Annotated in this window: 23 protein-coding genes; 15 read left to right on the top strand and 8 right to left on the bottom strand. The window is 41.8% G+C overall.

All coding sequences use genetic code 11. The features are described 5' to 3' along the window. Position 1: 1 nt before the first annotated feature. From speA to CXF88_RS14915, 14 genes are all read left to right on the top strand, one after another. Positions 2-1,912: a biosynthetic arginine decarboxylase gene (speA, locus tag CXF88_RS14850; protein ID WP_101087546.1), complete on the top strand. Its 1,911-nt coding sequence runs from the start codon at positions 2-4 to the stop codon at positions 1,910-1,912. A 252-nt stretch (positions 1,913-2,164) separates the two neighbouring features. Then, complete coding sequence (locus tag CXF88_RS14855) at positions 2,165-3,094, top strand: adenosylmethionine decarboxylase (protein ID WP_101087547.1); 930 nt, start codon at positions 2,165-2,167, stop codon at positions 3,092-3,094. 357 nt (positions 3,095-3,451) lie between these two features. Continuing rightward, positions 3,452-3,727, top strand: a complete 276-nt coding sequence (locus CXF88_RS22220; protein WP_347400441.1) for an arginase family protein — start codon at positions 3,452-3,454, stop codon at positions 3,725-3,727. A 102-nt stretch (positions 3,728-3,829) separates the two neighbouring features. Continuing rightward, positions 3,830-4,468, top strand: coding sequence for a pyridoxamine 5'-phosphate oxidase (pdxH, locus tag CXF88_RS14865; protein ID WP_101087548.1), 639 nt, complete (start codon positions 3,830-3,832; stop codon positions 4,466-4,468). Positions 4,469-4,497: 29 nt separating this feature from the next. Beyond that, positions 4,498-4,965, top strand: a complete 468-nt coding sequence (locus tag CXF88_RS14870) for a YaiI/YqxD family protein (protein WP_162024328.1) — start codon at positions 4,498-4,500, stop codon at positions 4,963-4,965. A 60-nt stretch (positions 4,966-5,025) separates the two neighbouring features. Continuing rightward, positions 5,026-5,601 (top strand): YceI family protein, encoded by a 576-nt coding sequence (locus CXF88_RS14875; protein ID WP_101087550.1) that lies wholly within the window; start codon positions 5,026-5,028, stop codon positions 5,599-5,601. Positions 5,602-5,683: 82 nt separating this feature from the next. After that, entirely contained in the window at positions 5,684-6,034 is a 351-nt protein-coding gene (locus CXF88_RS14880) for a DUF3802 family protein (RefSeq protein WP_101087551.1), read from the top strand. Between the two features lie 55 nt (positions 6,035-6,089). Further along, positions 6,090-6,974 (top strand): RimK/LysX family protein, encoded by an 885-nt coding sequence (locus tag CXF88_RS14885; RefSeq protein ID WP_101087552.1) that lies wholly within the window; start codon positions 6,090-6,092, stop codon positions 6,972-6,974. 538 nt (positions 6,975-7,512) lie between these two features. Then, positions 7,513-10,380 (top strand): ExeM/NucH family extracellular endonuclease, encoded by a 2,868-nt coding sequence (locus tag CXF88_RS14890; protein WP_101087553.1) that lies wholly within the window; start codon positions 7,513-7,515, stop codon positions 10,378-10,380. A gap of 479 nt (positions 10,381-10,859) precedes the next feature. Beyond that, on the top strand, positions 10,860-11,843 hold the full coding sequence (gene pheS, locus CXF88_RS14895; protein ID WP_059745381.1) for a phenylalanine--tRNA ligase subunit alpha: 984 nt from the start codon (positions 10,860-10,862) through the stop codon (positions 11,841-11,843). Between the two features lie 15 nt (positions 11,844-11,858). Continuing rightward, on the top strand, positions 11,859-14,246 hold the full coding sequence (gene pheT, locus CXF88_RS14900; RefSeq protein WP_101087554.1) for a phenylalanine--tRNA ligase subunit beta: 2,388 nt from the start codon (positions 11,859-11,861) through the stop codon (positions 14,244-14,246). A gap of 3 nt (positions 14,247-14,249) precedes the next feature. Continuing rightward, positions 14,250-14,549 (top strand): integration host factor subunit alpha, encoded by a 300-nt coding sequence (ihfA, locus tag CXF88_RS14905; protein ID WP_011637176.1) that lies wholly within the window; start codon positions 14,250-14,252, stop codon positions 14,547-14,549. A gap of 315 nt (positions 14,550-14,864) precedes the next feature. Beyond that, on the top strand, positions 14,865-15,800 hold the full coding sequence (lpxM, locus tag CXF88_RS14910) for a lauroyl-Kdo(2)-lipid IV(A) myristoyltransferase (protein WP_101087555.1): 936 nt from the start codon (positions 14,865-14,867) through the stop codon (positions 15,798-15,800). Between the two features lie 48 nt (positions 15,801-15,848). Further along, positions 15,849-16,718 (top strand): mechanosensitive ion channel domain-containing protein, encoded by an 870-nt coding sequence (locus CXF88_RS14915; RefSeq protein ID WP_101087556.1) that lies wholly within the window; start codon positions 15,849-15,851, stop codon positions 16,716-16,718. 83 nt (positions 16,719-16,801) lie between these two features. Here CXF88_RS14915 and hisIE read toward each other — a convergent pair whose 3' ends face one another. From hisIE to hisG, 8 genes are all read right to left on the bottom strand, one after another. Next, the gene (gene hisIE, locus CXF88_RS14920; protein WP_101087557.1) at positions 16,802-17,422 is read right to left on the bottom strand and encodes a bifunctional phosphoribosyl-AMP cyclohydrolase/phosphoribosyl-ATP diphosphatase HisIE; all 621 of its coding nucleotides are present in this window, start codon (positions 17,420-17,422) and stop codon (positions 16,802-16,804) included. Between the two features lie 52 nt (positions 17,423-17,474). Further along, positions 17,475-18,248 carry an imidazole glycerol phosphate synthase subunit HisF gene (hisF, locus tag CXF88_RS14925; protein ID WP_101087558.1) on the bottom strand — a complete coding sequence of 258 codons (774 nt, stop codon included), beginning with the start codon at positions 18,246-18,248 and terminating at the stop codon, positions 17,475-17,477. Beyond that, entirely contained in the window at positions 18,230-18,967 is a 738-nt protein-coding gene (gene hisA, locus CXF88_RS14930) for a 1-(5-phosphoribosyl)-5-[(5-phosphoribosylamino)methylideneamino]imidazole-4-carboxamide isomerase (protein WP_101087559.1), read from the bottom strand. The genes hisF and hisA overlap by 19 nt, the downstream gene beginning before the upstream one ends. After that, positions 18,964-19,614: an imidazole glycerol phosphate synthase subunit HisH gene (hisH, locus tag CXF88_RS14935; RefSeq protein WP_101087560.1), complete on the bottom strand. Its 651-nt coding sequence runs from the start codon at positions 19,612-19,614 to the stop codon at positions 18,964-18,966. Before hisH ends, hisA begins: the two co-directional genes overlap by 4 nt. 9 nt (positions 19,615-19,623) lie before the next feature. Beyond that, complete coding sequence (gene hisB, locus CXF88_RS14940) at positions 19,624-20,691, bottom strand: bifunctional histidinol-phosphatase/imidazoleglycerol-phosphate dehydratase HisB (RefSeq protein ID WP_101087561.1); 1,068 nt, start codon at positions 20,689-20,691, stop codon at positions 19,624-19,626. A 112-nt stretch (positions 20,692-20,803) separates the two neighbouring features. After that, complete coding sequence (hisC, locus tag CXF88_RS14945) at positions 20,804-21,853, bottom strand: histidinol-phosphate transaminase (protein WP_101087562.1); 1,050 nt, start codon at positions 21,851-21,853, stop codon at positions 20,804-20,806. 82 nt (positions 21,854-21,935) lie between these two features. After that, a complete protein-coding gene (gene hisD, locus CXF88_RS14950; RefSeq protein WP_101087563.1) occupies positions 21,936-23,222 on the bottom strand; it encodes a histidinol dehydrogenase in 1,287 nt (428 codons plus the stop codon). A 5-nt stretch (positions 23,223-23,227) separates the two neighbouring features. Continuing rightward, positions 23,228-24,127 (bottom strand): ATP phosphoribosyltransferase, encoded by a 900-nt coding sequence (hisG, locus tag CXF88_RS14955; RefSeq protein WP_101087564.1) that lies wholly within the window; start codon positions 24,125-24,127, stop codon positions 23,228-23,230. Positions 24,128-24,936: 809 nt separating this feature from the next. Between hisG and CXF88_RS14960 the strand changes: the two genes are divergently transcribed. After that, the gene (locus tag CXF88_RS14960) at positions 24,937-25,821 is read left to right on the top strand and encodes a diguanylate cyclase (RefSeq protein WP_101087565.1); all 885 of its coding nucleotides are present in this window, start codon (positions 24,937-24,939) and stop codon (positions 25,819-25,821) included. The last annotated feature ends 209 nt before the right edge of the window (positions 25,822-26,030 follow it).

The raw sequence follows: 26,030 nt of genomic DNA on the forward strand, positions 1-26,030 counted from the left end.
TATGTCTGATTGGTCTATCGAAGATGCTCGCTCGGGTTATAACGTGACTCACTGGAGCCAAGGTTTTTATGGTATTCGTGAAGATGGCGAAGTGACAGTGTCACCTAACCCACAAAATCCTGATCATAAAGTCGGCTTAAATGAACTAGCCAAAAGTATGGTCGAAGCAGGCGTCTCGTTACCGGTATTAGTCCGTTTCCCGCAAATCTTACACCATAGAGTGGAAAGTTTATGCGAAGCATTTAACGATGCAATTAAGAAGTACGATTATCAAAATGATTACTTGTTAGTTTACCCAATTAAAGTAAACCAACAGAAAACGGTAGTTGAAGAAATTTTAGCTAGCCAAAAATCTAAAGAAGTCCCTCAGTTAGGACTTGAAGCCGGTAGTAAGCCAGAGTTAATGGCTGTACTTGCCATGGCACAAAAAGCCAGTTCAGTCATTGTATGTAATGGTTACAAAGATAAAGAATACATTCGTTTAGCACTTATCGGCGAAAAGCTTGGCCATAAGGTGTATATCGTTCTGGAAAAAATGTCAGAACTTAAAATGGTATTAATTGAAGCTGAAAAGCTTGGTATTACACCTCGTTTAGGTTTACGTGTTCGTTTGGCTTTCCAGGGCAAAGGCAAATGGCAAGCCAGCGGTGGTGAAAAGTCTAAATTTGGTTTGTCTGCAGCACAAGTGTTGAAAGTTATAGCTGAATTGAAAAGTGCTAATATGCTTGATTCTCTGCAGCTATTGCACTTCCATTTAGGTTCGCAAATTGCCAATATTCGCGACATTCGCCAAGGCGTAAGTGAAGCTGGCCGTTTTTACTGTGAATTGCGCCAACTTGGTGCCAGCATTGATTGTTTCGATGTGGGCGGCGGGTTAGCGGTTGACTACGACGGTACTCGTAGCCAGAGCAATAACTCAATGAACTATGGTTTAAATGAGTATGCTAACAATATCGTCAACGTATTAACCGATTTATGTAATGAGTACGAGCAACCAATGCCGCGTATTATTTCTGAATCTGGTCGCCATTTAACGGCGCATCATGCGGTGTTAATTACTGATGTTATTGGTACTGAAGCGTATCAACCAGAAAATATTCAGGAACCAAGTGAAGAGGCGCCGCAATTGCTCCACAATATGTGGCAATCTTGGTTAGAAATCAGCGGTCGATATGATCAACGTGCAATTATTGAAATTTACCATGATAGTCAAAGTGATATTTCTGAAGCACACTCATTGTTTGCTGTGGGTCAATTAAGTTTGGCTGACCGAGCTTGGGCAGAACAAGCTAATTTACGTGTTTGCCATGAAGTGAAGGGACTATTAAGCAACAATAACCGCTATCACCGTCCAGTGATTGACGAATTAAATGAAAAGTTAGCTGATAAGTTTTTCGTTAACTTCTCTTTATTCCAGTCATTACCTGATGCATGGGGTATTGATCAAGTGTTCCCAGTGTTGCCGTTATCGGGTTTAGATAAAGCACCTGAGCGCCGTGCGGTTATGTTAGATATTACCTGTGACTCTGACGGTATTGTTGACCAATACGTAGACGGTCAGGGAATTGAAACCACATTGCCAGTCCCAGCATGGAGTGCCGATAGCCCATATTTGATTGGTTTCTTTATGGTGGGTGCATACCAAGAAATTTTGGGTGATATGCATAACTTGTTTGGTGATACTAACTCTGCTGTTGTACGCATTGATGAGCGTGGATTAAGCCAGATTGAATCTGTTTTAGAAGGCGATACGGTAGCTGACGTTTTACGTTATGTAAACTTAGATGCGGTTGACTTTATGCGCACTTATGAAGAGCTTGTAAATCAGCATATTGTTGAAGAAGAGCGTGCCAGTATTCTAGAAGAGTTACAGTTAGGGCTTAAGGGTTACACTTACTTAGAAGATTTTTAATCTTATCGACTAAGTGATGTTAGCTTATTATTAAAAAGCCTAGCGATCTCAGGTCGCTAGGCTTTTAAGTTGCTAACATATTTGTAATTATTCAGGCAGTTTTATTTAAGCCTATTTTATCGTTGGGAAATGCTCATTTAAACCGCTAAACTACGCTTTTTTCGCTTTTTACTGCGCATATATGGCTTAACCATGAGACATTACATTTTTATACAAACGTCTCTAATTAGAATAAGTGCTGAGTAGTTACACATGTTTTTTGAAGGTTCAGAGAAAAAGTTAGAGATTATTGTTAATGAATCAGCGCCTAAATTACGATCCTTAGATCGAACATTTTGGCTGGGGCTCGTTGCTGCCTCAAATGCAGACATTTTATCTTCCATAAGTAATGAATATTGTGATGCTTATTTGCTGAGTGAATCGAGTTTATTTGTTTGGGATGATCGTATCGTTATGCTCACTTGCGGGGCTAGCACGTTGGTAGAATCTGCATGCTACTGCATTGATCATTTAAGTGAACAGGCGATTGCGTACATTTGTTATCAACGCAAAAATGAATACTATGCCCATTTACAAGCAACTTCCTTTACCGATGATGTGTTTAGATTAAGGCAGTTTATTGCTGGGCAGGCCTATCGAATGGGTCATTTAGATAGCCATCATCATTATATATTTTCGACCAACAAAGACTATCAAGCTAACCAGCTCGATACCACCAATGAGCTGCTGATGTACCATATTTCTGGTGCAGTAGCTGATTATTTACGTGGTGAGCAGCAATCAACTATTCAAATTAGTCAGATGCTGCAACTGGAACAATTATTTAATGGTTTTAATATTGATCAGTATTTATTCAGTCCGTTAGGTTATTCAATAAACGGTATTCGCGGTGCTGAATATTTTACAATACACATTACACCTCAAGAAAATAGCTCTTATGTGAGTGTTGAAACTAACATTGATCTTAGCTCAACGCCGGTTGATGTTTTTGCTGAACTGGTAAGATTATTGCAGCCTAGTAGCTGTGACATTATTGGCTTTAATAGTCATATTGCCAATAAACCCTTTTTAAATTATTTGTGTTTAAGCCATTGCGCGATGCCAATCGAGCAAGGTTTCACTATACACTTTAACCACTATCAGCAAGATTGCTCAGAACTGCTGAGCCCTACACTATTATAATTATCAACAGTTGCCATCTTTTGGTCGTTTATAACTACTTTCGTAGAAAAATTTGATTATTCGTATTATTCAAACCCATGTGGCTATTTACGCCAACCGCTTGATTTCAAACCCGCAGAGTCTGACGCAGACGTTGTTATTGGTTTACCTTTTGATGCCCACACAGATACCGCCAAGGCAGTAAGTACGGTACGACTACGGGACAATGTTTTACTATGCACTGCGTGAGGGGTTTATTGATGTTGAGCATTCAATGCAAATTGCTATTTGTACTGAATAGCACAAAAAAGGTCATGGCTTTGAAGTGATTCGCCAATAACTTAACGGCTCAACAAATGGTTGAACACTTAATTATGCGTGTTGGCGATATGCCGTTATACGTCGCATTCGACATTCGACATTGACTGTTTATGTTTAGACCCAGCTTTTGCAACCGCTACAGCTACGCCCGTTTGTGGTAAGTTCACTAGCGAGATCATTCGTGGCTTACGTGGTTTAAATATTGTCGGCATGGATGTTGTAGAACTAGCACTCTTTTATGATTATACAGATGTTACCCCGCTAGCTGCAGCAACACTGGGCCTTGAAATGCTACAGGTGTGGGCTGAAGGTAAAGGCTTAATTAAAAAGTAATTTCAACTTTGTAATTAAACACATTAGCCAACGAGTTGACGTTGGCTTTTTTGTGTCTGCTCAGCGTAGAATAGGTCCAGCAAGGTTTAATGAGGAACCAATATGAGTGATTTAAGTGATATTCGCCGTGAATATACCCAAGGCGGATTAAGACGAGCGAATTTGCCTGTTAACCCAATGGATCTATTCGAACAATGGATGCAACAGGCAAAAGATGCCCAACTTACTGACCCAACGGCCATGTGTGTCGCGACGGTAGACGAAGATGGCCAGCCATTTCAACGTATTGTGTTATTAAAAAAGTTTGATGATAACGGTTTTGTGTTTTTTACTAATTTAGAAAGCCGCAAAGCAAAACAAATTGCGATTAACAGTAAAGTCAGTTTACTGTTTCCTTGGCATCCACTTGAACGTCAAGTGGCTGTATTAGGGCAAGCTGAACCATTATCGATGTTGGATGTTGCGAAATATTTTATGTCTAGACCAAAAGACAGCCAAATTGCTGCCTGGGTATCTAAACAATCAAGCAAGATTAGCGCACGACAGGCGTTAGAAGGTAAATTTGCTGAAATGAAAGCTAAATTTGCCCAAGGTGAGGTTCCACTACCTAAGTTTTGGGGTGGATATTTAGTGCGACCAGCTAGCATTGAGTTTTGGCAGGGTGGTGAACATCGGTTACACGACCGATTTATTTACACTAAAACCGATGCGGATTGGAATATTGATCGGTTGGCACCTTAATGAGTGTTAATGAAGTGGAGCATTTTGCGGTGATAACCAATAAAATCTGGGTTGATGCTGATGCTTGCCCCAACCCAGTTAAAGAAATGTTGTTTAGGGCATCTGAGCGTAAATCGGTTCGATTAGTGTTAGTGGCCAATCAAATGATTAAAGTGCCTATTTCGCCCTTAGTTAGCATGATACGGGTGAGTTCGGGTTTTGATGAAGCAGATAACTACATTGTGGAACAAGTCGTCAAAGGGGACTTAGTCGTCACTGCTGATATTCCTCTGGCATCTGATGCGGTTGATAAAGGCGCACTAGTATTAAACCCTCGTGGTACGGTGTATACAGCTGAAAATATTAAACAGATTCTGACGATGCGCGATTTTATGGAAGAAATGCGCAGCAGTGGCATCCATACTGGTGGTCCGAACAGTTTTTCGCAAACGGATAAACATGCTTTTGCACAAGCGTTAGACAAATGGCTGGCTAGATTGATCCCCAGCAAGATATAACCAAAGATTACTCTATACTTATTTATTGTTAATCTTACTTTCTATACAAAGGACTTTACGATGAAAAAATGGTTACCATTATTAGCCGCGAGCTTGCTGAGTACATCAGTGATGGCAGGCGATTGGCAAGTCAATCAAGATCATTCTCGGGTGAGCTTCATTTCGATTAAGAAAGCCGATGTTGCTGAAGTGCATCATTTTAAACAAGTTGCAGGTTCATTAACGGATGCTGGTGCATTTTCTTTATCGATTGATTTAACCAGTGTTGATACCGGAATAGAAATTCGTGATCAACGAATGCAAGCAGTGTTATTTGAAGTGGCACAGTTTCCTAAGTTAACCTTGGATGCAGTGGTTAACCCTAAATTGCTAGCCGGATTAAAAGTCGGTGACACGCTAACGACGCAAGTTGAAGCAACCATTAAGCTACATGGTCAGAAACAACAGAAGAGCTTTGATGTGTTAGTCGCTAAATTGTCGGATAAGAAAATGGTGATTTCAAGTTTAGCGCCAGTGATTGTTCAAGCAAGTGAATTTGGTTTAGTGTCCGGTGTCGAAAAACTTAAAGAAATGGCGGGATTGCCGAGTATCAGCTTAGCGGTGCCAGTGTCATTTGTGCTAACCTTAGCGCAATAGTTATATGTGGTTATTAATGGTTTTCAATCATCAGGTTGAGAGCCATTTCCTGTTAAGTCGTTTTTAAGAAAGGTGGTATGAAATGGTTACTGACAAAGACGGATACATGCATTTAATTCAGTATTTAACTGAACATTTAGGGCTATTTGAGTCGTCTGAGAGTAATGCCGCTGCAACGGAAACTGTCATGGAATTGTTTGAAGAGCAGTTATCTGCTCAGATCATTATGGTATGTGGGCAAAACCCGCAATTATCATTTGCACAACGTAATATGGTAATTCGCGAAATTGACGCAATTGTATATGACTTAGAAGAGATTTTAGCCTCTGTAGCCAATCAACAAGCCACCCCCGAACAAAGCATTTTTATTACTGAGTTTTCAGGACTGATTAAAAATTTATTCGATCAAGAAGTTGATCATTTATTGCAATAAACGTACATAAAACTGGCCGCTACTAAAGCGATTTGTGGATTTTTTGGGATTGATCATGTTTAAAAGAATTGTGATTTCGACTCTGCTGTGTTTGCTTTCTATATCTGTTTTTGCGAATGATAAAACCGTTTTAAGTCAAGTTGAAACCATGACCGTCGCTAAGTCAGGACTACAATATAATGCTCGCATTGATACAGGTGCCGTGAACACTTCACTGCACGCTGTCAATTTAGAAATCCTTGGCGGTGCATCCAAAAAAATGAAAAGCAATGTTGGTAAAGTTGTTGAATTCACTACTGAAAATGAACGTGGTGAGAAAAAACGCATTCAAGCCGAAATTGTCAGTACTTCAAGGGTGAAAAACTCTCAAGGTATTGAAACTCGTTACATGGTGAAGCTTGATATAGGTTTTCCTGATCAATTGCATAATATTCATGTTAATTTACGCGATCGTAGCCACATGAATTACAAATTACTTATTGGGCGTAACTTTTTAAAACATAACTACATTGTGGATGTTTCTGACAAAAAGACCATTGGTCCTTTAGCAGAGCTGAGCATTAAGCAAACTGGCTTAATGTATAATACGCGTATCGATACCGGCGCCGTTGAAAACTCATTACATGCAGTTAATATTCGAGTCGAGAATGAAGACAAAGTGAACATTGAAAATAACATCGGTAAGATGATTACGTTCACCACAGCGAATGAAAAAGGCGAAAAAGCTGATGTTCGCACCAAAATTCGGGGCACATCGTTAATTCGTAATGCACAAGGTACAGAAAGGCGTTACATGGTGAGGTTAAGTGTTGGTGAGCCTCGTCATGAATTTATAGTCGATGTGAATCTTAAAGACCGTACCAAAATGGGTTATAAATTATTAATTGGCCGAAATTGGTTACAAGGTCACTATATGGTTGATGTATCTAAAAAGCATTAATTGCTTATTATCGGTCAATAACATCGGTCAATAACGCTGGTCAATAACATCGTTCAATAACATCAGCTAACAATACCGCTCAATATGAGCGGTATTTTTTTGGCTGTTTTTCACGCCTAGGTAACCAAAAAAGATCGTAGAAAGAGGTGTGTGAATAAGCGGTAGTTAGGCGCGGTTGTTGACTGAAATTACTTTTGTATTCACTGCAACATCTTTGCAACCTTATTGTCATCCGTAATCGTTATAGTAAGCGCTGATTGAGCTATGTAGCCTCAACGCGGGATCATAAATGCTTATCAAACATGCGCTTATTTCGCTATCGCTGTTGTATCAACTTACAACTCGCACACTATTGATTCGTCAATACGGTTTGTTAGCAAAACAATGGCAAGCTTGATATTGATGATTTGAACATAAACGGATCTTTATCTGTTTATTACAACGGTTATTCCAAGCTGAGGTTATACCAAGCAATAAAATATCAATTGAATAGTTAAATTAACTCATTGGATTTATGGATAATGAATAGGGGTTCACTATGTTAGTTCAAAAGTCGTTGCTCGCGATATCGATATCATCTTTAATGGTATTCAATGTTGCTGCTCAAGATGTGCTTATTTCAGAGTACATAGAAGGCAGCAGTAATAACAAAGCAATTGAATTGTACAATCCAAGTTCGACAGCGATAGATTTGAGTAATTATGTGTTGTCATTTTATTTTAATGGCAATACCGCAGCGGCAACCAATATTACATTGGATGGTAATATTGCAGCCAACTCAACGTTTGTTATTGCCGATAATGATGCATCTGCAGAGATCCTTGCGCTTGCTCAACAGACGAGTACAGCGAGCTTTTTTAATGGTGATGATGCCATTGTACTCAGTCACAATAGCGTAGTGATCGACTCTTTAGGACAAGTGGGTACAGACCCCGGTTCACAATGGGGAGCAGGTGATTTATCGACCCAAAACAATACTCTTCGTCGTGACGCCACTCAATTAATTGCCGATACCATCATTGACGACGAAGTCACATTTACTGGCTGGCAAGGTTTTGCTCAAGATGACATCAGCGATTTAGGTGTTTTCGCGGGTAATGATTCAGGTCCAACAGATCCGGTAGACCCAGTAGATCCAACTGAGCCAATAGAATTTGTCTGTTCACAAAGCGCAGTCGCAATCCATGACATTCAAGGGATGGATGACACAAGCCCTATAGTGGGTTCAGAAGTGGTGGTTGAAGCGATTGTGACGAGTAATCAACAAGCTGGGCTAAAGGGTATATTTATCCAAATGGCCGACAGCGAAGTCGATGCTGACATTAACACCTCAGAAGGTATTTTTGTTTACAGCGGTAATCAATCACTTGACGTGAATGCCGGTGATAGAATTCGTTTACAAGCTTCTGTTGCCGAATATCAAGGCACAACTCAGTTGTCTAATGTGACTCAATTTGCGTTATGTGGTACTAACCTACCATTGCCTGTGGTTGCTACTGTCACATTGCCGTTAGCCGACAATCAACAACTTGAGCGTGTTGAAGGCATGCGGGTATTATTCGATCAATCTCTAGTGGTCAATGAAGTGTATAACTTGGGCCGTTATGGTGAAGTATCACTAGGCAGTAGTCGCCATTTTATCGGTACTCAAGTTGCTTTACCTGGTGCAGCAGCGCTGGCAGTGACTGAAGCGAATGCCAGAGATAGTATTTTGTTGGATGATGGCTTAACCAGCCAAAATCCTGAACAGATACCTTATCCAGCTCCTGGGTTATCAGCCTCAAATACCTTGCGGGTAGGCGATTCTGTTACCGGGCTCGAGGGTATTATGCATTATGGCTTTAGCCAATATCGTGTGATGCCAACTCAAGTGGTCAATGTAGTGCAAAGTAACCCGCGACAATCTACTCCAGAGTTAGCGCTTGGCGCAGATCTTCGTGTCGCCAGTTTCAATGTGCTTAATTATTTCAACGGTGATGGCAACGGCAATGGATTTCCGACTGATCGCGGCGCCGACACATTATCTGAATTTGAGCGTCAACGCGTGAAAATTATCAGTGCAATGCATGCCATTAACGCTGATGTATTTGGTTTAATGGAAATTGAAAATGACGGCTATGGTAGTGATTCAGCCATTAACGACTTAGTCAGCGGATTAAACCAAGCTATGGGAGCGGAGGTATACGCTTATGTTGTGCCTTCAGTGGCACAAATAGGTTCCGATGCAATTGCTGTGGGAATGATCTACCGTGCTGATAAAATCACTCCAACAGGTGATGCTCAAATATTATCTTCAGCTAATTCGCCTGTTGATGGAAATGGCGCGGCATTGTTTGATGACGGTAAAAACCGTCCGATGTTAACGCAATCATTTATGCTCAATGGCCGTGAGGGCAGCATTGTTGTCGCCGTAAACCATTTAAAATCAAAAGGAAGTAGTTGCGACAGTAACAATGATCCTGATTTATTGGATGGCCAAGGTAACTGTAATTTAACCCGTACCCGGGCAACAGATGCTATTGGGCAATGGTTAATGGAGCAGTATCCAGAGCAAAAAATCTTGGTAATGGGTGATTTAAATGCTTATGCCAAAGAAAATCCACTCACTCAACTTGCCAGCCATGGCTATAGCGAATTAAATGAACATCTTGGCAGTGTTAATTCATACTCCTATGTGTTCTCGGGTGAGTCAGGCCAATTAGACCATGCATTAGCAAACCAAGCGTTATTGGATAATGTATTAGCCATAACGGAATGGCACATCAATGCTGACGAGCCAAGGATCCTTGATTATAACCAAGAGTTTAAATCTGCTGCTCAGATACAAGATTTGTATCAAGCTGATGGCTTCCGCTCTTCAGACCATGATCCTGTGATTGTTTCACTGCAATTTGAGGTGAAAAATGAGCTCCCAATCGCCAGTTTTGATCATCAAATCAATGGTAGCCAACTACAGGTTCAGTCTACCTCTGTTGATAATGATGGTGATATTACGTCATTAGAATGGGATTTTGGTGATGGTACTATCGTTAATGGTACTGTTGCTAATGGAGAAACGGCTTCACATCAATATCTGCAATCAGGTAATTATCAAGTTCAGCTTACTGTTACTGACAATAAAGGTGAGGTTGTGACAACCGTGAAAACCATAAATGTGCTTGTTGAACAGGCTAATATTGCGCCAACTGCACAAATACACTTGGTTAACTTATGGTTTATGAAATTATTTATTTCAACGAGCTATGACCAAGACGGTTTTATTAAACGTCAAAACTGGCTATTTAATAATGGTCGAAAAGCACATGGGCCAATCGCGTTTAGTTTCAGTCGTCGCGATAAAGCTGTGTCACTGACGGTAGTCGATAATGACGATGAAAAAGACACTGCAACACTCAATTTTAGATAGGTAAATATTGTCGATATGTGAATAAATATTCACGAAAAATAATAAAGAAGGCGCAACATGCGCCTTTTTTATTGTGTTTTCTCCGCGTAAACCGACCTTTATGATGACTGTTCAACGGCACTAAATTGTTGCATGCAAGCTCAATAGACATTCATCTATTCTCATCATCAGCAGACCGACGATTTTGCTTAGCAAGACTGTTAGCTTATTACTTGTCGTCACCGATACACACTAAGAGGGGTAATTGTAGTTAAATACAACTATTTGCCATTAAATATACCAATAATGACTAGTAAATTTAGACTCGCTAACGTAAAATTTCACTCTTTTATTTTAACCCCAGTTTTGATGGTTTATTTGTCATAATAAGCGTCAAACTACCGCGTCGTCACTCACTACCGAGTTATCACTTTTGTGTACTCGCATAGCCGACAAGACGCCCAATCGCATTTAAATGCAAAAATGCAGTGGATGATAACATGCAGCAGTTAACCGAGATCGTAGAACAAGCCTTAGAAGTCATTGATAAGGCCAGTGATCTAAAGACATTGGATGATATCCGTGTCGATTACCTTGGTAAAAAAGGTAAAATCACTGACATGATGAAAATGATGGGATCATTAAGTGCAGAAGAAAAACCTGCCTTTGGTGCCGCAGTCAATCAAGCTAAACAAGCCGTTCAACAGCAGTTGACTGAGCGTATTGACGGATTAAAAGCATCTGAGTTAGAAGCCAAATTAATTGCTGAAAATATTGATGTGACTTTACCCGGTCGTACCTTAGATATCGGTGGTTTACATCCGGTTACGCGTACTATCGAACGTATTGAAACCTTCTTTGGTGAGTTAGGCTTTGTTGTTAAGCAAGGTCCTGAAATCGAAGATGATTTCCATAATTTCGATGCGTTAAATATTTCTGAGCATCATCCTGCTCGTGCTGATCATGACACTTTTTACTTTAATCCTAAAGTGATGTTACGCACCCAAACATCGGGCGTACAAATTCGCACGATGGAACATGAAAAGCCGCCACTTCGGATCATTTCTCCAGGCCGTGTTTATCGTAATGATTACGACCAAACTCACACGCCAATGTTCCACCAAGTTGAAGGGTTAATGGTTGCTGAAAACGTTAACTTTGCCGAGCTTAAGGGCATTTTGCATGATTTTTTACGTAACTTCTTTGAAGAAGACTTAGAAGTACGTTTCCGCCCATCTTACTTTCCATTTACAGAACCTTCAGCCGAAGTAGACGTGATGGGAAAAAACGGTAAGTGGTTAGAAGTATTAGGCTGTGGCATGGTACATCCAAATGTATTGCGCAGTGTGGGTATTGACCCTGAAAAATACTCTGGTTTTGCATTTGGTATGGGTGTTGAGCGTTTAACCATGTTGCGCTATGGCGTAAATGATTTACGTGCCTTCTTCGAAAACGATTTACGTTTTCTTAAGCAATTCAAATAACGGAGCAAAAAGTAGATGAAATTCAGTGAATCTTGGCTTCGTGAGTGGGTTAACCCATCAGTAAGTCGTGACGCATTATCACACCAAATCACCATGGCCGGTCTTGAAGTTGACGGTATTGATGCCGTAGCTGCCGATTTTAGCGGTGTTATTATTGGTGAAGTGGTTGAATGTGGCCAACACCCAGATGCAGACAAATTACGCGTCACCAAAATCAATGTTGGCGGCGATGAGCTTATTGACATTGTTTGTGGAGCACCAAACTGCCGTTTAGGCTTAAAAGTGGCTGTAGCGATGGTTGGCGCTGTATTACCTGGCGATTTTAAAATTAAAAAAGCCAAGTTGCGCGGTCAACCGTCAATGGGCATGTTGTGCTCGTATGGCGAGTTAGGTATGGACATCGAAAGTGATGGCATTATCGAATTACCACAAGATGCGCCTTTAGGCGTCAATGTGCGTGAATACTTGCAATTAGATGACGCCATTATTGATGTTGATTTAACGGCTAACCGCGCTGATTGTTTAGGCATGGCAGGGCTTGCACGCGAAGTGGGTGTATTAAATCGCCAAGCAGTGACAGAGCCTTCCTGGGAAGCGGTAACGGCCACTATCGACGCGCCGTTTAGCATAAATGTGGTTGCACCAGATTTGTGCCCACGTTACTTAGGCCGTGTGGTTAAAAACATCAATGTTAAGGCTGCTACGCCATTATGGATGCAAGAAAAATTGCGTCGTAGTGGTATTCGCTCAATCGATCCCATCGTTGATATCACCAACTATGTGTTGATCGAATTTGGTCAGCCAATGCATGCGTTTGATTTAAATGCTTTAAACGGCGGTATTACCGTGCGTTTAGCTGATGGTGTTGAAAAGCTAACCTTACTGGATAGCAACGAAATTACCGTTCCAAGCGATACCTTAGTGATTGCAGACGATAAACAAGCGGTTGCGCTTGCGGGTGTGTTTGGCGGCGAAAGTACCGGTGTGAATGAAAACACCCAAGACATTCTTTTAGAGTGCGCTTTCTTTGCACCATTAGCCATTATGGGTAAATCTCGTCGCTTAGGCTTACACACAGACGCGTCACACCGTTTTGAACGTGGTGTAGACCCTGAGTTGCAACATAAGGTTATGGACCGCGCTACACGCCTTGTATTAGATATTTGTGGTGGTGAAGCCGGGCAGGTGATTGAAGCCGTGTCTGCTGAGCATTTGCCCGCAGCCGCTAATATCACTTTGCGTCGTAGCAAGTTAGATAAAAGCTTAGGTCACTTTATTCCAGATTCTGACGTGGTTGAAATTCTAGAACGTTTAGGTTTTAGCGTGCAGACCAGCGGTGATGTATGGCATGTGACAACGGCTACCTATCGCTTTGATATGGCGATTGAAGAAGATTTAATCGAAGAAGTCGCCCGCATTTACGGCTACAACAACATTCCTAATGTCGCCCCTCAAGCGGCGTTAAGCATGCCAGATCACAAAGAAGCGGATATTTCGTTAAAACGTGTGCGCAGTATATTTGTGGCTCGTGGTTTCCAAGAAGCGGTGACCTACAGCTTTGTCGACCCTAAGATGCAGAACATTGTTCATCCTGGCGAAGAAGCCATGGTATTGCCTAACCCGATTTCTGTCGAAATGTCAGCAATGCGCTTATCAATGTTTACTGGATTATTGACCGCAGTAGGCTATAACCAGAGCCGTCAGCAAAATAGAGTACGTTTATTTGAGACCGGTTTACGCTTTGTTCCTGATGCACAAGCAGATTCTGGAGTTCGTCAACAAGCTATGCTGGGCGCGGTTATTTCCGGTGTTCAAAACGAAGAACATTGGTCAATGGAATCGAAAACTGTCGACTTCTTTGATTTAAAAGGTGATTTAGAAGCAATAATCGGCTTGACAGTTGCCTCTACAGAATTTAGCTTTAGAGGGGCAACACATCCTGCGCTGCATCCAGGTCAATGTGCTGAAATATTACGAAATAATCGAGTCATTGGTTACATCGGTGCTATCCATCCTAGTTTGGAAAAGCCGTTTGGACTCAATGGGAAAACAATTGTTTTTGAGTTAGAACTGGATGCATTATTGCACGCCCGTTTGCCGCTAGCCCAAGCTGTATCTAAGTTTCCTGCCAATCGTCGCGACATCGCGGTAGTAGTAGATGAAACAGTTTCTGCAACTGATGTTATGAATTTGATAAGAAAAGTTGGCGAAAATCAGTTGGTTGGCTTAAACTTGTTCGATGTATACCAAGGTAAAGGTGTTGAGCCAGGCAAAAAGAGCCTAGCCATCGCACTTACGTTACAAGACACTACTCGTACACTTGAAGATAAAGATATTACTGAGACTATGGAATCAGTGGTATCGGCTCTAAAGACCGAGTTCAACGCATCGTTGAGGGATTAAAGTATGGCACTTACCAAAGCCGAAATGGCAGAACATCTTTTTGAAACATTGGGCATTAACAAACGTGTGGCTAAAGAGATGGTTGAGTCTTTTTTTGAAGAAATTCGTGAAGCACTCGAAAGTGGTGAGCAGGTCAAGTTATCTGGCTTTGGCAACTTTGACCTTAGGGACAAGAATCAAAGACCGGGAAGGAACCCGAAAACTGGTGAAGATATTCCGATTTCTGCACGCCGTGTTGTTACCTTCCGTCCTGGACAGAAGTTAAAATCACGTGTCGAAGCGGCAAACTCGGGTAAAAAATAGTTCACTAGTTAATACGCCAATCCGAACGGATCTGTATTACGAAGAGCCACTCTTAATTGAGTGGCTCTTTTGTTTTTGAATTTGGTGAATGTAACCCACCGTTTGCTGCATCAGCTTGATATTGGCATGGTAACCAGTGTATTCGATACATCTTGCCCAGGCTGTTCTAAAGTAGGTGTGAGTAAGCTGTGCAACAAAGACGTTTGCTATTGTCTGGTATAATTTCTGTTTCACACTCATTAATCACTAGTATAATGCCTTCGTTATAATATGATTTTTTACCGTGGGTCACGGTCAGTTTATTTGGAGTTTCTTTTGGCACGACAAGCAAAATATTTTGATACTCGCTTTAATAAATCACTATTGCATCCTCGTTACTGGGGAACATGGCTAGCTATCGCTGTGTTGTTTCTATTTGGCGTACTTCCCGCAAGCGTAAGAGATCCCATTGCGAGACTATTGGCTCGAGTCGTGATGAAAGTGGCCAAAAAACCATTGCGAATAGCAAAGGTGAACATTACCCATTGTTTTCCAGAAAAATCAGCTGAACAAGTCGATGAATTAATCAAAAAAAATGTTGAGACATTTGTCATTACTTTATTATCGCAAGCAGAGCTGCTTATTCGTTCTACCGCGCACCTTAAACGACGTATTCAACTTAACGGTTTTGAGCATGTTAAAGCAGCTCGCGATGCTAAGCAGCCGATTATTTTCATCATGCCGCATGTATGGCCGATGGAGTACGCAGGTCTTCGTATTAACATGGAAATACCTTTAGTGACTATGGCTAAGGCTCATCGCAATGGGTTATTTAATTGGTTTAGTAACCGGATGCGCAGCAGTCAAAATGGTCGCGTGTATATGCGTGAAGCAGGCATCAGAGCATTGTTAGCAGAGTTAAAAAATGATAACAGTTTTTTCTATTTACCAGATGAAGACTTAGGCCCTGAACAGAGTGTGTTTGCACCTTTTATGGGTACTGTTAAAGCGACGTTACCCGTGGTAGGGCGCTTAGCTCAAGCCGGCAATGCACAAGTTATGCCTGTTAAAATAGGATACGATCAACAAGCTAAACAATTTATTATGACAGTGATGCCAGCGGTGAATCCTGATGAAATGATTGGCAAAGAAAACGAAGCTATCGCATTAAACAAAGTGGTTGAACAAGTCATTAATGCTTATCCAGAGCAATATATGTGGTTTTTGAAATTACTTAAAACTCGTCCTCCGGGCGAGCAAGAATTTTACTAAAATATAACGACTACCATGATATGAACACAATAATAATAAGAGGTTTATATGGATTTTAATGAGTTATTAGCGGCTTTATCGTTTGTGGTATTCACTTATGATAATCATCACATCACCTTATTGCAGCTGTTGCAAGTGCCTCTCTACATATTTTTAGCGTGGTTTATTATCACTCGTGTTGGGCGATTGATTGTTAAAGCACTAAAACGTCGTAAAGTGGGCGCAGATGCCATTCACTTGTTCACTCGCATGTATTTTATTATCAGTATTGCGGTGCTGGTGTTTACCAGTATGGAAATTTTAAATATTCCATTAACGGCATTTGCGTTTGTGTCTGGTGCGATAGCCATTGGGGTCGGTTTTGGTGCACAAAACATTATCAATAACTTTATCAGTGGTTGGATTTTAATGTGGGAACGGCCAATCCGTATCGGTGATTTTTTAGAAGTCGGTGAAGCCCGTGGAGTAGTGGAGTGTATTAATACTCGCTCAACCTTGATACGCCGAAATGACGGGGTGCACATGCTAGTGCCTAACAGTCAGTTACTGGAAAATACCGTAACTAATTGGACCTTGATCGATAAAAATGCACGTACATTTGTTCGTGTTGGTGTCGCTTACGGTTCGGATGTGATTAAAGTGCGTGAGCTGATTTATCAAGTTATTGCTGAACGGGATGATATTCTGCCGCAACCTAAACCTTCTGTCTTATTTGAGGACTTTGGCGACAACGCATTGATTTTCGACTTAATATTCTGGGTTAGTGCAGTGTCAGAAACGGATATCCGCCGCCGTCGTAGCGAAATTCGCTTTAGAATGTATGAACTATTTAACGAGAATAATGTGGTGATAGCATACCCACAACGTGATTTGCATGTTAATGGTAATTTGACGATAACTCAAAGTCATAAAATGTAAATAAAACCATTTTTATATCAATGTATATCAACAAAAAAGACGCCGTAGCGTCTTTTTCTATTTAATGCAGAAGGACTCGAAAACTACTTGGCTTTATTGTGGCGATCTAATAAGTTTTTATTAATATCAGCCATTGATAAGCCTTGGTCTTCAAGTAACACGATTAAGTGATACATCAAATCAGAGGCTTCATTCACAAGCTCCTCTTTATCATGAGTCGCAGCAGCAAGCGCAGTTTCTAAACCTTCCTCACCGACTTTTTGGGCGATACGCTTAGTACCACGTTCAAATAGCGAGGCAGTATAGCTTGACTCAGCACTTTGGCCTTTACGTGAAATAATCAACTTGGTTAGATTATCGATAAAAGGATGCGCGTTACCATCTTTCCAGCAGCTTTCTGTCCCAGTGTGACAAGTTGGGCCGTTAGGAATAACTTGAACTAGAAAACTGTCGTTGTCGCAATCTTTGTCGATAGCAATGAGATCAAGCGTGTTGCCTGAGGTTTCGCCTTTGGTCCATAAACGTTGTTTAGAACGACTAAAAAAAGTGACTTGTTTGGTGGCTAAGGTTTTCTCTAATGCAGCTTGGTCCATGTAACCTAGCATGAGGACTTTGCCCGTTAGGTGGTGCTGTACAACCGCTGGGATCAAGCCTTGTTGCTTGTCCCAATCTACGCCTGTGCTATCAAATTTGATGTCTGTCATCTGTAATCTCTTTTTGGGTAAGGCTATTTTCTAGTTTCGTAAAAGTCTAAGCCTATAAACGAATCGCGATGTTATTGGCGTGCAAGTATTGTTTTAACTCACCAATATCAATGATGCCTTTATGAAACACGCTTGCTGCTAATGCGGCATCAACCTTGGCAAGTTCAAACACTTCTTTAAAGTGCTCCATGGTGCCCGCACCGCCAGAAGCAATTAACGGTACATCGCAAATGGCGCGTACAATGCTGAGTTGTTTGATGTCATAACCACCGCGCACGCCGTCTTGGTTCATGACGTTCAATACAATCTCGCCACAACCGCGTTTTTGCACTTCTTCAACCCAATCCTGAGTATACCATTGAGTGTCTTTGGTAGCGGCTTCATCCCCGGTAAACTGTTTTACTTTGTAACTATCGCTGACAGCATCGTAAAATGAGTCAATGCCGATAACGATACACTGGCGGCCAAACTCATCTTGTAGGCGTGATATTAAACTCGGGTCGCTTAATGCAGGCGAGTTAATCGATATTTTATCAGCACCAAAGGCGAGTTTTTCGCGTGCTTGCTCGATGGTTTTAATGCCCCCGGCGACACAAAACGGAATATCAATTTGTTCAGCTACGCGGCTAACCCAAGATTTATCGATAACGCGGTCGTGCGCGCTGGCGGTAATGTCATAAAACACTAACTCATCAGCGCCTTCTTCTGCATAACGGGCGGCGAGGGGAACGATGTCTCCAACAATCTCGTGATTGCGAAACTGCACCCCTTTAACCACTTTACCTTCGCGTACATCAAGACACGGAACTATGCGTTTGGCCAGCATTGTATTGCCTCCTTCACGGTAAATTGGTTAATCAGTAAAGCTTTACCGATAATAATGCCCGATGCTTTGCTGTCGCGTACAGCGGCAACATTGTCAAGTGTTGCAATGCCACCAGAGGCTTGCCAAAGGATATGGGGATACGTTGCGGCAAGTTCCGTGTAGAGCTCGGTATTGGCGCCTGTTAAGGTGCCATCACGGCTGATATCAGTCACTAAAGCATGCTTAAGACCGACGGTTTCAAATTCAGCCACTAACGACTCTAATGACTTACCGCCACCCGATTGCCAGCCCGATACCGCGACAATTTTGTCGCCGTTATCGTTAATATTGACATCAAGAGCTAAACAAATGGCATCGCTGCCGTATTTTACAAACCAACTTTTGACCAGTTTAGGCTCTTTGACTGCAAGAGAGCCTATCACCACACGTTTAACCCCAATGGCTAATAATTCCGCGACTTGCTCTTCGCTGCGAATACCGCCGCCGACTTGAATATCAACATCAAGTCCCGCAGCAAGTTCAGCAATTAATTGAGTTTGGCGTTTATTAGGATCTTTAGCACCCGTTAAGTCAACGATATGCAGCAATTTTGCCCCTTGGGCTTGATAAGACTGCAATTGTACCAGTGGACTTAAGTCAAAGGTGGTCTGTTTGTCATAGTCACCTTGGTACAAGCGCACCACTTGGCCGTCAATTAAATCAATGGCAGGAATAATCACTGTGGTGTCCCCATGTTTAAGAAGTTCTGTAAAATTTGTGCGCCTACTTTGGCACTTTTTTCTGGGTGGAATTGCACCCCAAAAAAGTTACCTTTACCAATGGCGGCACTGAATGACTCGCCATAAGTGCTGCTGGCTAGGGTGTACTCACTGATTGGCGCACGGTAGCTGTGAACAAAATACACGTAGCTGCCATTTTCAATGCCAACAAATAATGGGTGATCGCTCACCTCTATTTGATTCCAGCCCATGTGTGGCAGCGGTAAGCCTTTACTGTCTAGGTCGCCAATGTCTGTCGGCACTAATCCTAGACAGGTGATATTTTGCTCGCTGCGGCCGCCATGTTCATTAGACAATGATGCCAGCATTTGCATGCCTAAACACACGCCCATAACAGGTTGCGTTAAGCTTTTAATTAGCTCGATAAGGTTCTTTTGTTTTAGGGCATCCATGGCCGCACCAGCGGTGCCAACACCCGGTAGTACCACTCTTGCGGCGCTGCGGATGACATCAAAGTCAGCACTGACTAAGACATTGGCATTCAGGCGCTCAAAAGCAAACCGTACAGAGCTTAAATTGGCACAGCCGGTATCAATAATCACGGTAAGATCATTGCTAGCGTTTGAAGTATTCGATACTTGTGTCACATGAACTCCTTACAGCACACCTTTGCTTGATGGCAGTATGTCACCTTCGACTTTCACCGCTTGGCGAAGCGTACGGCCTAACACTTTAAACAGTGCTTCTACTTTGTGGTGATCGTTATCGCCTTTCGATCCAATGTGTAAAGTGCAACGTAGGCCATCAGCGAATGAGCGGAAGAAGTGAGGCACCATTTCGATAGCCATTTCACCGACCATTTCGCGATCAAAGTCAGCATTGAATTTTATGAATGGACGACCAGAAATGTCCATTAAACATTCGCCACTGGCTTCATCCATAGGTAAGCTAAAACCAAAACGAGCGATACCGCGCTTGTCGCCTAATGCCTGGCGAATGGCATCGCCAATAGCGAGGGCCGTGTCTTCTACGCTGTGGTGGTCGTCAATTTCTAGGTCGCCGTCAACATGCACGTCCATTTTAAAATTACCGTGGGTTTGAATTTGATCCAGCATATGGTCAAAAAAGCCAATCCCGGTTTCAATCTTACCTTTGCTTTGGTTGTCTAAGTCGATGGTGACTTTGATGTCGGTTTCTTTGGTGGTACGCACTACCGTTGCCACGCGACCTTTACTTAATAAAGCGCTGGTTATAGCGTCCCAGTCGAGTGTTTGACGATTATATTTAAAGCTTTTAATACCCATGGCATTAGCGAGCTCAACGTCAGTTTCACGATCGCCAATTACTGCGGATTCAGTAAAATCTACTTTACCCTGGGTTAAGTAGTCTTTTACTAAGCCAAGTTTAGGCTTACGACAGCTGCAGTTTTCATCATTAAAGTGTGGACAGATAACCACATCGTCAAAAACGACACCTTGGCTTGAAAAAATTTGCATCATCATGTCGTGCGGGGCATCAAAGTCTGCTTTTGGAAACGAAGGTGTGCCCAAACCGTCTTGATTGCTGACCATGACTAAACGGAAACCGGCTTTCTGCAATTTAAGTAACGCTGGGATCACTTGTGGTTCAAACACTAATTTAGCCAAACTATCGAGTTGTTTATCGATGGCTGGCTCTTCAACTAATGTACCGTCGCGGTCGATAAAAAGGATTTTCTGTTTCATGCTAACTACCTTAATGGTGATATCTAATTCTTATTTATGATGTATAGGGTATTGACCGATATGCAACGTGCACTAACGCACTAACGCACTAACGCACTAACGCACTAACGCATTAACCAAATAACTGAATAATCACATCGGTTTGTTTGGCTGATGTAAAGCTAAAACGAATCGCATCAGCAAGGCGTGGGTCTTTGTATGCTCGAGCAACCACGCCGGAATCGCTTAATCGTTTAGCGGCTGCTTGTACATCGTCAAATTGGGCTAAAACATAGTTACCGTTGGCAGGTAACACCTTAGCGCCATAGGCTGTTAATGCAACGCTTAAGCGTTTGCCTTGTTCAATTAAACTGGCGACTTGAGTTCGCATAGTGTCAATGCCAGCAGGACTTAACGCTTTTACCGCAAGGTCTGACACCGGTAATGGCACCGGGTAAGGGGCGATGACTCGCATGACTAAGTCAATAATGTCATCACTGGCGAGCATAAAGCCACAACGTGCACCTGCTAAAGCAAATGCTTTTGATAATGTGCGCAACACCACAAGGTTAGGGTAGGCGCCAAGTAAATCTGCCACGCTGTAGTCTGGGCAAAACTCAATGTAGGCTTCGTCTACCACCACAATAGCTTTAGGTGCTGCGTTAATAGCTTGTTCAATTTTGTCTTTTGCAATCACGGTGCCGGTTGGGTTATTTGGGTTACAAATAAATACAATTTTGGCATTGCCGATTTGTGTTGGCCACGCATCCGGTAACTGATATTCATCGGTTAAACTTAACGCTGTGACAGCTACATTAAAGGTTGCAGCACTAATTGAATACATTCCATAAGTTGGACCAAAACAAGCAATACTGTCGACGGCAGGGATACAAAATGTACGAATGAGTAATTCGATCGCTTCGTCGGCACCGCGACTGGCAATAATATTACTTGCCTTAACGCCTGAATAACGGCTGTAAGCATTGATGAGTTCAGCAGGTTGGCATTCTGGGTAACGATTCACTTTATCAAGCGGGCTATTATTGAATGGCGATTCATTGGCGTTAATCCAAATATCACCGCGACCACCAATTCGTCTGGCACTTTGATAGGGTGTTAATGTCAATAATTCGGGTCTAGCCAACTGCTTTGGATCAAAAGACGCTGCTACGGTCTGGCTCATGGCGGTGTTCTCTACTTTCTACTCTAATAGGGTGCTAACTAGCTCTTAGCTATAGCGCTGACATACTATTTACTGCTAACGACTAAAAACTGGCTAAACGAATGGCGATAGCATTTTTATGTGCATCTAATAATTCATTTTCTGCCAACACCATCACAGTGTTACCTAAAGTTTTAAGCCCTTGTTGGCTGAGCTCTTGCACTGTAAATCGTCGACTAAAATCGGCTAATGACAAACTTGAAACTGAACGGCTATAACCATAAGTCGGTAAAACATGGTTAGTACCGCTAGCATAATCGCCCACAGACTCTGGGGTATAAGCGCCTAAAAAGACGGAGCCGGCACCGCGAACTTGCCTAAGCACGTCACGTGGGGCAGTAGTTTGAATAATTAAATGTTCTGGGCCATACAAATTAGATACTTTTGCAGCTTGCACCATATCGCTAACAATAATACTGCGGCTGCATTCTAGCGCTTGTGCGGCGATGTCTTTACGGCTCAACTGTGCTAATTGTTCAGTTAACGCTTGGTTGACTTGCTCTGCCAGTGTTAATGAGTCAGTCACTAACATTACTTGCGAGTCAACACCATGTTCTGCTTGGGATAATAAATCGGCCGCAACAAAACCAGGATTTGCATCTTTGTCGGCAATCACTAACACTTCAGACGGACCTGCAGGCATGTCTATTGACACACTAATACGGCTGTCTTGTGACACTAATCGTTTTGCTTCAGTAACATAACGATTACCCGGACCAAATATTTTATCTACGTTCGGCACCGACTCTGTCCCAAATGCTAATGCCGCAATGGCTTGGGCACCACCCACCTGGAAAATATCAGTAATACCACAGACATTGGCGGCATAAATAATCGCATCATTAATCGGCGGTGGACTGACTAACACACGCTTTTCGCAACCGGCAATTCTTGCTGGTAACGCCAACATCATTACTGTGGATATTAATGGAGCTGTACCACCGGGAATATATAAGCCGACTCGCTCGATGGGTTCACTGCGCAATTCACAACGAATTCCCGCTTGAGTTTCTATATCAACACCCTGAAACACCTGCGCCTTGTGAAAGGTTTCAATGTTGTTCACCGCTTGCGCAACAGCTTGTTTGACGTCGTCACCTACACGTGCACATGCTGCCGCAATGGCGTCAGTTGATAATGCGAGCTCAGTCAGTTCAACACCGTCAAATTGCTTGTTATAAGTCAGTAATGCGCTATCACCTTGAGCGTTGACTTGCTCAATAATGTCACGAACACGTTGCTCTACACTTGCATCACCAATTAATGGCGAACGCGCTAACGTTTGTCGTTGTTGTTCAGTAGATAAAGAAGCCCAATCGAGAATTTGCATTTGTGTTACCCCATCATTTTTTCAATAGGCATGACCAGAATTGAGCTTGCACCTAGTGCGGTTAATTCTTCCATAGTGTCCCAGAATAAATCTTCTGTGCTTACTACGTGAATTGCCACACGATTAGTGTCGTCATTAAGTGGTAATACGGTTGGGTTTTCAGCGCCTGGGAGTAGGGCAACAATTTGATCTAACGTTTCAATTGGAGCGTGCAATAAGATGTACTTACTTTCACGGGCACGGATAACGCCATTAATACGCGATAAGATTTTGTTGATTAGAGCTTGTTTTTCAGTAGATTGAGTTTTGTTTGATTGAATAATGCAAGCCATTGAGCGGTAAATGACTTCGGTTTCATACAAGCCGTTCGCTTCAAGGGTTGCACCGGTCGAGACTAAATCACAAATGCCATCTGACAATCCTGCCCGTGGCGCGACTTCAACAGAACCTTTAAGCATACAGTCGCTGTAGTTAATGCCTTTTTCTAGCATAAAACGGCGCAGTAAGTTCGGGTAAGATGTCGCGATGCGCAGACCTTCTAGTGAGTTGGCATCTTTATATTCAAACTCATTAGGTACCGCGAGTGATAAACGACATGAACCAAAATCTAATTCACGTAATTTAGTGCATTCAGCCGGTTTACCTGCTAGTTGGCGCTCTATTTGTTCTTCTTCTAGAACGTTTTCACCGATAATACCTAGGTCGACAACTCCATCCATTACTAGGCCTGGAATATCATCATCACGAACGCGTAATAAGTCGATTGGCATGTTGTCTGCGTGTGCAATCAAGCGTTGCTCATTAACGTTAAATTTAACGCCACAGCTTTTCAGCAATTGTTGAGATTCTTTAGATAAACGGCCTGATTTCTGGATGGCTATACGTAAACGCTTTGACTCACTCATGTGATAATTCCTTATGTATTAAATATAAAATGTGTAAATTTAACTGCTTAAATAAAAATAAAAATTTAGAAACAAAAAACCCCTGAAATTCCTTCCAGGGGTTTATGTGAATAATTGTTCACCACCAGAAGGATATCGTCCTTCGGCAGTTAGCATCCGAAGGCTACCGCATATGGTGATGATGGTGGATTGTAGTCACTTGGATGTTCATTTCAGTACTCTTTATTTGATATTAGTAAATCAGTTCAAATGAGGGATTATGCACTCATCTGATGTCGTGTATATCGACTTGCAGTTAACTTAACCGCATTTATGCTTGTTTGCAAGAGCGGATAAAGCATTAATGTTATTTAATTACCATATTTTTTGCATAAGATATGCTTTCTTGTCTGTTTGTGATCATTAGAGCCGATTAAGAAAGCGTTAACAACACAACTGCTTAATATTTTAGCTATCAATGCCCTTGGGGATTAACCTCTACTTGTTGTTTGTCGATAAATGACTTTGAGAACTCAATAAATACAAAGGGTAGACCGTTAGCGTAATGACGCCTCCCATTTGGCACTCTATATCACTTAGGTTAATGATACCGTTCAATTGCTTGATTCTTATGCAACAAGAGCCGTGTGCTAGTCGATTATTCAAGGGATAAATGATGTTTTAGTGTGATGAAACTTGTTCCTTTAGTCTTTATGAATCGCAATGTTTAAATCATATCGTTATAAGCCATTGAGTTTATTGGACGCTACTTATAAGCTGGCGTGTATTACGCTTTATTAATTTAGCTAACTTCTCGAGGTACGCACAGTATGAAGACCATTGATGTAGTGGCGCTTAGAGATGTTATGGACTTAATGCTCGATGCAGTTTGTGTGGTTGATAAAGCAGGAAATTTTGTGTTTGTTAGTGCTGCATTTGAAGATATTTTTGGATACTCTCCTGACGAAGTGATAGGCAAACCTATGCTTGACCATGTTTATCCTGAAGACGGTATAAAGACACTTAAAGTCGTTGAATCATTGCTGAGTGGCAAAAAACTACCTCGCTTTGAAAATCGTTGGGTTCGTAAAGATGGTAAAATAATTGATATTCTTTGGTCGGCACGATGGTCTGAAGATCACCAGTTTAGAATTGCAGTTGCTCATGATATTACTGAACGAAAATTAATGGAGCAGCAACTTCATTACATTGCAGGACATGATCCATTAACAGAATTACCTAATAGAGCTTTGTTGTTTGGGCGTTTACAAACATCGCTTGGACTGGCGCGTCGCGAAGGCTCTCATCTTTCTTTGTTATTTATCGACATTGATGGGTTTAAACATGTTAATGACAGCTATGGGCATCTTGTTGGTGACAAGCTACTTAAGAATATCGCCCAGCGTTTGCGTGATTGCGTTCGTAAATCAGATACGGTTGGACGTTTTGGTGGCGATGAATTTGTCGTTGTACTAAACGGTATTGATTCAGTTGATAGTGTGTTGTTTATTGCAGAGAATATTCGACTTGAACTGGAGAAAACTTATCAATTTGATAGCCTTAATTTGCAACTTTCACCGAGTATTGGTGTCGCTCGTTATCCCGATAATGGTGCTGATGAGCAGCAATTAATTCAATATGCAGATCAAGCTATGTATAGAGCAAAAAATGCTGGAGGGAACCGGATCGATACTGGTGTAGACCATCTTAAGTAGGGTTACGGTTTAGGGCCTGTTGATCTTTCAAGGCTGTTTTTGCAAAGATCAACAGGCCCTCGTCATTAGCTCAAACTTTAACAAGAGTTATGTAACGAAATAGCCGTTCATCATTAATGGTAACCAGAACTATGGTTAACGATATGTTCTGCGCATAAAAACATAATGTACTCGATAGCTTTTAATATGATGATGTATTCATCTAGTTG

The sequence above is a fragment of the Shewanella sp. ALD9 genome, assembly GCF_002836315.1.
Lineage (GTDB): Bacteria > Pseudomonadota > Gammaproteobacteria > Enterobacterales > Shewanellaceae > Shewanella.

Bases quoted from the DNA above. Each gene is read 5' to 3' on its own strand.
- ihfA (WP_011637176.1), top strand. From the start codon at position 14,250: ATGGCACTTACCAAAGCCGAAATGGCAGAACATCTTTTTGAAACATTG.
- CXF88_RS14960 (WP_101087565.1), top strand. From the start codon at position 24,937: ATGAAGACCATTGATGTAGTGGCGCTTAGAGATGTTATGGACTTAATG.
- CXF88_RS14890 (WP_101087553.1), top strand. From the start codon at position 7,513: ATGTTAGTTCAAAAGTCGTTGCTCGCGATATCGATATCATCTTTAATG.
- CXF88_RS14875 (WP_101087550.1), top strand. From the start codon at position 5,026: ATGAAAAAATGGTTACCATTATTAGCCGCGAGCTTGCTGAGTACATCA.
- hisD (WP_101087563.1), bottom strand. From the start codon at position 23,222: ATGCAAATTCTCGATTGGGCTTCTTTATCTACTGAACAACAACGACAA.
- CXF88_RS14885 (WP_101087552.1), top strand. From the start codon at position 6,090: ATGTTTAAAAGAATTGTGATTTCGACTCTGCTGTGTTTGCTTTCTATA.
- hisF (WP_101087558.1), bottom strand. From the start codon at position 18,248: ATGCTGGCCAAACGCATAGTTCCGTGTCTTGATGTACGCGAAGGTAAA.
- pheS (WP_059745381.1), top strand. From the start codon at position 10,860: ATGCAGCAGTTAACCGAGATCGTAGAACAAGCCTTAGAAGTCATTGAT.
- hisB (WP_101087561.1), bottom strand. From the start codon at position 20,691: ATGAAACAGAAAATCCTTTTTATCGACCGCGACGGTACATTAGTTGAA.
- speA (WP_101087546.1), top strand. From the start codon at position 2: ATGTCTGATTGGTCTATCGAAGATGCTCGCTCGGGTTATAACGTGACT.
- hisIE (WP_101087557.1), bottom strand. From the start codon at position 17,422: ATGACAGACATCAAATTTGATAGCACAGGCGTAGATTGGGACAAGCAA.
- CXF88_RS14855 (WP_101087547.1), top strand. From the start codon at position 2,165: ATGTTTTTTGAAGGTTCAGAGAAAAAGTTAGAGATTATTGTTAATGAA.
- hisC (WP_101087562.1), bottom strand. From the start codon at position 21,853: ATGAGCCAGACCGTAGCAGCGTCTTTTGATCCAAAGCAGTTGGCTAGA.
- CXF88_RS14880 (WP_101087551.1), top strand. From the start codon at position 5,684: ATGGTTACTGACAAAGACGGATACATGCATTTAATTCAGTATTTAACT.
- pheT (WP_101087554.1), top strand. From the start codon at position 11,859: ATGAAATTCAGTGAATCTTGGCTTCGTGAGTGGGTTAACCCATCAGTA.
- CXF88_RS14915 (WP_101087556.1), top strand. From the start codon at position 15,849: ATGGATTTTAATGAGTTATTAGCGGCTTTATCGTTTGTGGTATTCACT.
- pdxH (WP_101087548.1), top strand. From the start codon at position 3,830: ATGAGTGATTTAAGTGATATTCGCCGTGAATATACCCAAGGCGGATTA.
- hisG (WP_101087564.1), bottom strand. From the start codon at position 24,127: ATGAGTGAGTCAAAGCGTTTACGTATAGCCATCCAGAAATCAGGCCGT.